Source organism: Endozoicomonas euniceicola (assembly GCF_025562755.1).
GTDB lineage: Bacteria > Pseudomonadota > Gammaproteobacteria > Pseudomonadales > Endozoicomonadaceae > Endozoicomonas_A > Endozoicomonas_A euniceicola.
Genome location: NZ_CP103300.1, coordinates 2,456,709 through 2,465,403, shown reverse-complemented (window position 1 = coordinate 2,465,403; position 8,695 = coordinate 2,456,709). Strand labels below are relative to the sequence as shown.

At 48.1% G+C, this 8,695-nt stretch carries 7 protein-coding genes and 1 pseudogene; 7 read left to right on the top strand and 1 reads right to left on the bottom strand.

Annotation, left to right across the window (positions count from 1 at the left end):
• Positions 1-41: 41 nt before the first annotated feature.
• On the bottom strand, positions 42-371 hold the full coding sequence (locus tag NX720_RS09460) for an ArsR/SmtB family transcription factor (protein ID WP_262600875.1): 330 nt from the start codon (positions 369-371) through the stop codon (positions 42-44).
• A gap of 747 nt (positions 372-1,118) precedes the next feature.
• On the opposite strand from NX720_RS09460, the gene NX720_RS09455 reads away from it, so the two are divergent.
• The 7 genes and pseudogenes from NX720_RS09455 (at position 1,119) to NX720_RS09425 (ending at position 8,695) form a co-directional block, all read left to right on the top strand.
• Positions 1,119-2,804 (top strand): NAD-dependent malic enzyme, encoded by a 1,686-nt coding sequence (locus tag NX720_RS09455; protein WP_262600874.1) that lies wholly within the window; start codon positions 1,119-1,121, stop codon positions 2,802-2,804.
• Positions 2,805-3,321: 517 nt separating this feature from the next.
• On the top strand, positions 3,322-3,891 hold the full coding sequence (locus tag NX720_RS09450) for a hypothetical protein (protein ID WP_262600873.1): 570 nt from the start codon (positions 3,322-3,324) through the stop codon (positions 3,889-3,891).
• Between the two features lie 123 nt (positions 3,892-4,014).
• Positions 4,015-5,382 carry a glutathione-disulfide reductase gene (gene gorA, locus NX720_RS09445; RefSeq protein WP_262600872.1) on the top strand — a complete coding sequence of 456 codons (1,368 nt, stop codon included), beginning with the start codon at positions 4,015-4,017 and terminating at the stop codon, positions 5,380-5,382.
• A gap of 175 nt (positions 5,383-5,557) precedes the next feature.
• Positions 5,558-5,779 (top strand): annotated as a pseudogene (locus NX720_RS09440) (type I restriction-modification enzyme R subunit C-terminal domain-containing protein); the annotation flags it as partial.
• Positions 5,780-5,882: 103 nt separating this feature from the next.
• A complete protein-coding gene (locus tag NX720_RS09435) occupies positions 5,883-6,266 on the top strand; it encodes a type I restriction-modification system subunit M N-terminal domain-containing protein (RefSeq protein ID WP_262600870.1) in 384 nt (127 codons plus the stop codon).
• On the top strand, positions 6,259-7,155 hold the full coding sequence (locus tag NX720_RS09430; protein WP_262600869.1) for an SAM-dependent methyltransferase: 897 nt from the start codon (positions 6,259-6,261) through the stop codon (positions 7,153-7,155). Before NX720_RS09435 ends, NX720_RS09430 begins: the two co-directional genes overlap by 8 nt.
• Positions 7,061-8,695, top strand: a complete 1,635-nt coding sequence (locus NX720_RS09425; protein ID WP_262600868.1) for an IS1634 family transposase — start codon at positions 7,061-7,063, stop codon at positions 8,693-8,695. Before NX720_RS09430 ends, NX720_RS09425 begins: the two co-directional genes overlap by 95 nt.

The window sequence follows — 8,695 nt, the reverse complement described above, 5'->3', positions numbered from 1 at the left end:
TCGACCTGAAATAGCTGTTGGCTGCGGCTATTCAATTAGGACTATTCGTCTTCCAGTACGTGATTAGCCAGATCCAGAACGACGTGGCGAATGTGATGGTCATCCAGCTCATAGAGCATCTGCTTACCTTTTCGGGATGATTTCAGGATGCGTGCTTCTCTGAGCCCACGCAGGTGATGACTGGTAAGAGGTTGAGACATGCCTGCAATTTCAGACAGGCAGCATACAGGCTGGGGACCATCAAGGCAGGCCATGACCAGTTGTAGCCGGCCTTCATCGCCCAGCAGGCGAAACAGTGAAGCAAGTCGGGTCAGGCGTTCTTCAGATAAGCTGGGGATTTCTGTACAACATGTCTGCTGAGTGTCAGTCATAGGTTACGTTTCTAGATTTTACTGATTTCAGAGTTCGCTATGGAGTCTAACTCCTTTGATCAAACAGAAAAAGCGTGTACTCATTTGATTCACAGAGGTGTTGAAATTAGTGCATTTTGCATCTGTTTGAAAGAAAACCAGGTAAAGGCTCTATTAGCTTAATGATCATAGAACACATTTTGTCGGTTATGAATGATGATCAGGTATTGGGTGCTGGATGACGTAAGACGTAAAAAAGAGAAATCAGAAAAAGCAGGCAGCTTTATTATTCTTATTATACCGCTGCGTGACCGAAGCAAGATAATTATTATTGTTATTGGAGACTGTTATTATTTTTTTCACCGATATCTATACAATCAACGTGCCAGTTTTCAGGTGTTAGAACAAAATACAGATAATACGTACTTTCCACTACCATGTTTGATCTATACTTAGCAGAAATTAGCCAGGCGATTTGTTACTCGACGATACAAAAAGTGTAACTTCAGGCTTCGAATGTTACGTCAGCGAAACACTAAAAGGCTTAAGTCGTTTAATGCCGTCATTCAATACTGTCGTTTTGTTTTGAGAACTGATCAACCTGCCTACTGAATAAAGCGTCCATAAACAGCTTATTCCTACTTCTTCCAGCCAATGCGTTGCATTCACGCATGGTATTGCGGAATATCCTGTCTGTTTAATGGATACGGCTACCCATAGTATTCACGCATAACCTCTTTTCAGAACGCGGAAGTGAGTAATTTCGAAATGAGCCGAGCCGAATCCCATAGCATCCATACAGGTTTATCCGGGCGGATGTTGTTAGAGAACCCTCTTCTGAACAAAGGTACAGCTTTCACTCTGGAAGAGCGAAGTGAGCTGGATCTGCACGGTCTTCTACCACCTCGTGTTGAAACACTGGAAGAACAATGTCGTCGAGCTTACAAGTCGTTTTCGATTAAGCCCACTCCGATTCTGAAACATATTTATCTGCGTTCCCTGCAGGATACCAACGAAACCCTGTTTTTTGCCCTGGTGCAGCGTCATCTGGAAGAAATGCTGCCCATTATTTATACGCCGGTCGTCGGGCAGGCTTGTCAGCGTTTCAGCGACCTTTACCGCCGTCCCCGTGGTCTTTACATCTCTTATCCGGAACGCGCCCGTATGGATGCCATGCTGGCAAACTTCAAACGCAACATCGAAGTGATTGTTGTCACCGACGGTGAACGTATTCTTGGCCTGGGTGATCAGGGTGTCGGTGGCATGGGCATCTGTATCGGTAAGCTGTCGCTTTACAGTGCTGTAGGCGGCATTACGCCAAACCAGACACTGCCGATCATGCTTGACTGCGGCACCAGCAACCAGAAGCTGTTGGATGACCCAAACTACCTGGGCTGGAGGCACGGACGAATTGACGACGAGCAGTACTACGAGTTTGTAGACAGCTTTATTAAAGCTCTGAAGCGTCGCTGGCCAAATGCCCTGTTACAGTTTGAAGACTTTGCCATTAACCACGCCACTCCGTTGCTGGAGACCTATCGTGACGAGCTGTGCACCTTTAACGATGATATCCAGGGAACGGCTGGGGTAACAGCAGCAACGTTGCTGGCGGCTGCCAAGACTGCTGGTAAATCCATTGAGGATATGAGCGTTGCATTCCTCGGTGCCGGTTCAGCAGGCTGCGGTATTGCCGAACAGATTGTCCGTCTGATGATGGCGAAAGGACTATCTGAAGAAGAAGCCCGCAAGCGCATCTACATGGTGGACCGTTTTGGTCTGATACACGATGAAATGTCTGACCTGCGCGCATTTCAGCAGAAACTGGCGCAAAAACACGATGCTATTCAACCATGGATGATGGATGGCTCGGTGTCACTGGCTGACGTAGTAAAGCATGCCAAACCAGACGCTATTATTGGTGTTTCCGGACAGCCGGGCCTGTTTACTCAGGAAATCATCGAGCAAATGTCCCGTAACCACGAACAACCTATCGTCTTCCCACTGTCTAACCCGATTAGCCAGATTGAAGCCGTTCCTGAAGACATTATCAAGTGGAGCAGAGGCAAGGCACTGGTTGCTACTGGCAGCCCGTTTGAACCGGTGAGTTTTGAAGGTCGCAGTTATCCGGTAGCCCAGTGCAACAATATTTATATTTTCCCGGGTCTGGGGCTGGGTGCTCTGGCTAACGGCGCACGTCGTATTTCTGATGGCATGCTGGACGTTGCGGTTCAGACTCTGGCACTGTCATCCCCGGCAGTTATTAACCGTGAATCCCCACTGTTGCCTACTCTGGACAGTATTCAGCGGGTAACAGACGACATTGCACTGGCAGTAGCTTTGCAGGCTCAGAAGGAAGAACTGGCTCCGGAAACCGAGCGTACGGAAATTGAACAGCGTATTCGTGAAAAGCGCTGGAGTCCGGAATATCGGCGTATTCGCATGTCTTACTGCTAATGAAGTCTTGTGACTGGGTTGGGCTTTTCGGGTTCGGCTCAGTTTCAACAGGGTGGGATCAGGTGAGATAAAAAGAAAGTAAGTGGATTGGTTTTCATTCCGTTGTAATCAACTCTGCAAACCAATCCACTTAACACCAGCCATTATTATTATTATTTTTATTATTGGCTGATCCACTGCCTTATTATTATTTTTATTGCGGCAATGTTTGCTTTCAGTCATCTACAATCAAACGTTATGCCAATGTCATGACAACGTTGTATAAATTGCCTGAAGCCCAGTTTTTATAGGCTTTTATTATAAATCTCATCTTTCTCCTCGTTCATTGATAGTGGCAGATCGTGTTACCTGTTTCGCTCTTTCGTGTCACTTTGAGGCTTTATGTAGCACTTTAATCATGAAATGCCTGCACCTCACCTTTATAGTGTTTTTCCTGCTCAGTGCCTGCCACAGGTACCCTGTGTCAGAATCACCTGTTTCAGCTACATCGAAGACATTGTTAACATTTACAGAAGATATGTATCGACAGTGTGTAAGGGAAAACGACAGTGGTAAGGCTCCCCTTCCTGCCCTTGCTGATCTTAAATATGGGCAAGCTGATTTAAATGGTGATGGGCGCTTAGAAACACTCGTACTTATGACAGACATCAATTACTGTGGCAGTGGTGGTTGCACTGCTTTTTTATGCAGTGACCAGGGGGGGCAAATTAGTCGAATGACGGTGGCCCGGGAGCCTGTTCTTCTCTCTGATCATACGACCAATGGCTGGAAAGACTTTTATGTCTGGAGCGATGGGTCGCTCAGGCTGATGGCTTATGATGGTAAACGCTATCCGGATAACCCATCAATAGCACCAAAATATGATCAGAGTGTCGGGATCAATAAGGCCGAGCAGCTAGTCAGGAATACGGAGATATTTATTCAGGACGGTTATCAGCTTAAGCGGGTAGAAGAGGTACTCATCTTTCAACCGGCAGATGTTTTTACCTTTTCATTTTTGCACTATGGTGACCCTGACTTTCAATACCTTATCACTGTAAATGTGAGAACGGGACAGATGGAAATATCGACCCGTCCACTCAGGTGAAAGCAGAAAACGATTAACCAGTGCAGTGAACCATGCAGGGCATACATCCCTGCCTGAAACTTTAAATAATAAATACTGACCCAATATACAAAACAGACGGGTTTCGATCTTGGAGTAAAGGGTATGACAACAGATACACACTTTGACTATCTGGTAATAGGTGGCGGCAGCGGCGGCATTGGTACGGCAAACCGCGCTGCCGTGCATGGTGCCAAAGTAGGTCTGATTGAGGCTAAACACCTCGGTGGTACCTGCGTGAATGTTGGCTGTGTTCCTAAAAAAGCCATGTGGTTTGCTGGTCAGATATCCGATGCGGTGAAGTATGGTCCGGATTATGGCTTTGACCTTGATCATGATTCTGTACTAAAAAGCTTCAGCTGGAAAAAACTGGTTGAAAGTCGCGAAGCGTATATCGGTCGTATCCATCAATCCTATGACCGGGTACTGGGCAACAATAAAGTCACGGTTATTAACGGCTATGGTCGTTTTGTTGATGCGAAGACTGTTGAAGTCAATGGTGTGCAGTACACTGCTGACCATATCACTATTGCCACCGGTGGCGAGCCAGCGATTCCGCAAATTCCCGGCGCTGAATACGGTATTGATTCTGATGGCTTCTTTGATTTGATCGACCGCCCTGAACGGGTGGCAGTACTGGGAGCTGGTTATATTGCTGTGGAACTGGCGGGCGTGCTTCATGCGCTGGGTAGCGAAACACATCTGCTGGTTCGCAAGCATAAGCCTCTGCGTAGTTTTGACGACATGCTGTCCGATACACTGGTGGACATCATGGCAGCAGAAGGCCCGGCCCTGCATACGCATTCCGTACCAAAAGAAATCACCAAAGAAAACGACGGTAGCCTGACGGTTTATCTGGAAGATGGTAAAAGCCTGAATGTTGACACCGTCATCTGGGCAGTGGGACGCAAACCTCATACTCACAGCATTAATCTCGAAGCCGCCGGTGTTGAGACCGATCAGCGTGGTTATATTCCTGTGGATAAGTTCCAGAATACCAGTGTACCGGGCATTTATGCGGTGGGTGACAACATTGGCAAGATAGAACTAACGCCTGTTGCCGTAGCGGCTGGTCGTCGCCTGTCTGAGCGACTGTTTAATAACAAGCCGGAAGAACACCTGAATTATGACAATGTAGCGACCGTTGTCTTCAGCCACCCTACCATTGGAACCGTTGGCCTGACTGAAAAAGAAGCCGTTGAGCGTTACGGTGAAGATAATATCAAAGTGTATGGCAGTGGCTTCACTGCGATGTACTCAGCCCTGACCAATCATCGACAGCCCAGCAAAATGAAGCTGGTAACGGCTGGCAGAGAAGAGAAAATTGTGGGTATTCACTGTATCGGACACGGTTCTGATGAAATGCTGCAAGGCTTTGCTGTTGCCTTAAAAATGGGGGCAACTAAGGCAGACTTTGATAATACCGTTGCGATTCATCCAACGTCAGCGGAAGAGTTCGTTACCATGCGGTAGTGAATTTTTTGGAGGGTCATAAGCTTTTTTATGGCTCTCCAGCCAATAACTAACCTCTTGATGCCCGGGTCTGGAACCTGTTTGATAATAGACTGCCCTCTCCAGCTATTTATGAGAAAATCCACACCAGCCTATTTTTAAAGCACGGATCCGCCCCGTGACCCGAGGCATCGACAAGTCAAAACTCACCAAATACTCCGACACTGCCCAGACCGTGCTGAACTCCCTGCTGGAAAAATACGCCGATGAAGGCGTGTTGGAAATCGAAAACAAAAACGTGCTCAAGGTTGCGCCGTTCAACGAGATCGGTCGTCCCATTGAGATCGTTAAAAAAGGCTTTGGCAAGCCCGCTGATTACGAAAAAGCCATCAGCGAACTTGAAGCCGAAATTTACTGAACCGCCTGAACTATTTTATAAACCACAGAGATCACAGAGCTCACAAAGAAAAACTTTGTGGCCTTTGTGATCTCTGTGGTTAAACCGACTTAAAGAGAACGCCATGTCCATCAGTTCCGTAATCAAATCCATTCAGGACATCATGCGTAAAGACGCCGGTGTCGATGGCGATGCCCAGCGACTGGGGCAGATGTCCTGGCTGCTGTTTCTGAAAGTATTCGATGCCCAGGAAGAAGAACTGGAATTTGAGCTTGACGACTACCGTCTGCCAATTCCCGAGCAATACCTGTGGCGCAACTGGGCGGCAGACAACCAGGGCATGACCGGCGATGAACTGCTGGAATTTATTAATACCGACCTGTTTCCAAGGCTGAAAAACCTGACCGCCCCCATTCACACCAATCCCCGTGGTTTTGTGGTGAAAGAAGCCTTCAGCGATGCCTTCAACTACATGAAAAAACGGCACCCTGCTGCGACAGGTGATTAACAAGCTGAACGAGGTGGACTTTACCGACTCCAAAGAACGACACCTGTTTGGCGATATCTACGAACAGATTCTCCGTGACCTGCAAAGCGCCGGTAACGCCGGTGAATTCTATACGCCCCGAGCCGTCACCCGCTTTATGGTGAACCGCATCAACCCGCAGCTGGGCGAAAGCATTATGGACCCGGCCTGTGGCACAGGGGTTTTTCTCGCCTGTTCCGTAGACCACCTGAAAGAGCAGGTAAAAACCACCGAAGACCATCGGGCGCTGCAACAGCAAATTCACGGCGTCGAAAAAAAGCAGCTGCCACACTTGCTCTGCACCACCAATATGCTGCTGCACGGTATTGAAGTGCCGTTACAGATCAAACACGGCAACACCCTCAACAAGCCCCTGAGCAGCTGGGATGAAGAAATTGATGTAATTGTCACCAACCCTCCCTTTGGCGGCACCGAGGAAGACGGCATTGAGAAAAACTTTCCGGCAGAGCTGCAAACCCGTGAAACGGCGGATTTGTTCCTGCAACTGATTATCGAGATATTATCTGGCTCTTCTTCAGAAAAGAAAGGGGGTCGTGCAGCCGTGGTACTGCCCGATGGCACCCTGTTTGGCGAAGGCGTAAAAACCAAGATCAAAAAACTGCTTACCGAAGAATGCAACCTGCACACCGTTGTGCGCCTGCCCAACGGCGTGTTTAACCCATACACCGGCATTAAAACCAATATCCTGTTCTTCACCCGACATTTTCCTGAGATCTGCTATTTAACAGATAAGCCAATATTGGGAAGCCCCCCTTATGCCTCCTGTTCAATATCGCTCTCAGGTCATGGATCACCTCGGTCTGGTGGCTGGAATGTGCAAAGAGCTGGGAATTGTCGAGCACATCGATAAACGAGCCCCCAAGCTATCTGACGAATGGAACATTTCCCACGGTGAAGCCGTGATAGCTATGATAATCAACGGTCTTGGCTTCACAGGACAGTCTCTCCATATGTTCCCTCAGTTCTTCGCCAATAAACCCCTCGACAAACTAATCAGGGGCGGGATTGAACCCGAACACATAAACGACAAAGTACTGGGAAGGGCGCTGGACGTACTTTTTGATCTGGATGTTAGTAAAGTCCATTTCGAGCTGGCTATCAAGGTGGCGAAGCACCTCAAATTACCGTGCGACGCACTGAACCTCGATGGTACAGGGTTTCACGTCGATGGTCGTTATAATTGTGATGACGAAGTGAGCGATGAAGACCTTAATTGTATCCGGCTTTGCAAGGGCTACAGTCGAGACCATCGCCCGGACTTGAATCAGGCCATATTACTTCTGCTAACCGAGAATCGTGCAGGCATTCCACTGTTTATGAAAGCAGCCAGTGGCAATGTGACGGATAAAACCAGTTTCAAACAAGTGGTGAACCAGCACATAAAGAGCTTTAAAGCGGCTCTGAATGCCCGTTATTTCGTCGGTGATGCCGCAATGTACGTGGCAGGAACCCTTCAGGAACTCAGCCATCAGGAGCAGTTGTTTGTTTCCCGAGTCCCTCTCAATATCGGTGATGCTAAAAAACTGGTACGTAGCGCACCATCGCGCTCCATGAATGCGGTGGATGGATTTGACCATTACGAAGCGGTGGAGACATTGTCTGAGTATGCCGGTGTCGTACAACGCTGGGTTCTGTTTCGAAACAAGCAGAGCCAGAAAGCGGAACAGAAGACACTGACCCGGCGTATGCAGAAAAAATCCCTGACAGAATCCGAGGCTCTGGTAAAGCTGGGCAAAAAGTCGTTCCGGTGTGAAGCCGACGCCATGGAAGCCTTCAGGCAATGGCAAAAGAATTCCAAACTTTGTCAGGCTGAACCTAAGGTCATTAGCAAGCCTTGTTACAATACCAAAGGTCGCCCTGCTGACGGGATGCCTCCTGACCACTATGAATATTTCGTGACAGGTTGCTGCTCAGTAGCTGTGGAGAGACGCCGGGATGCTGAGGCGTCACTGGGTTGCTTTATACTGGGCACCAACGACATGGATACAGACCGGCTGGATACGACTGAACTGCTAAAGACGTATAAATCCCAACAGCAGGTTGAAAGAGGCTTTCGTTTCCTGAAAAGCCCGGATTTCCTAGTGTCATCACTTTATCTCAAGAAGCCGGAACGTATTGAAGCGCTGCTAATGGTGATGACTCTCTGCCTGATGGTCTATGCTGCTATCCAACATCGAATTCGTTATGAGCTGAAAAGACAGAGTCGAACGTTCCCGGACATGAAAAAGAAACCGGCGAAGAACCCCACGGGCAGGTGGATTTTCTGCTGCTTCGAGGGTATTCATGTGTGGACGATCAATGGGACGGAGAAGCATGTAGTCGGCATCTCGGAAAGTCAGTCGACGATCATTTTTATACTGGGTCAAACGTACCAATCAATTTATTCCTGA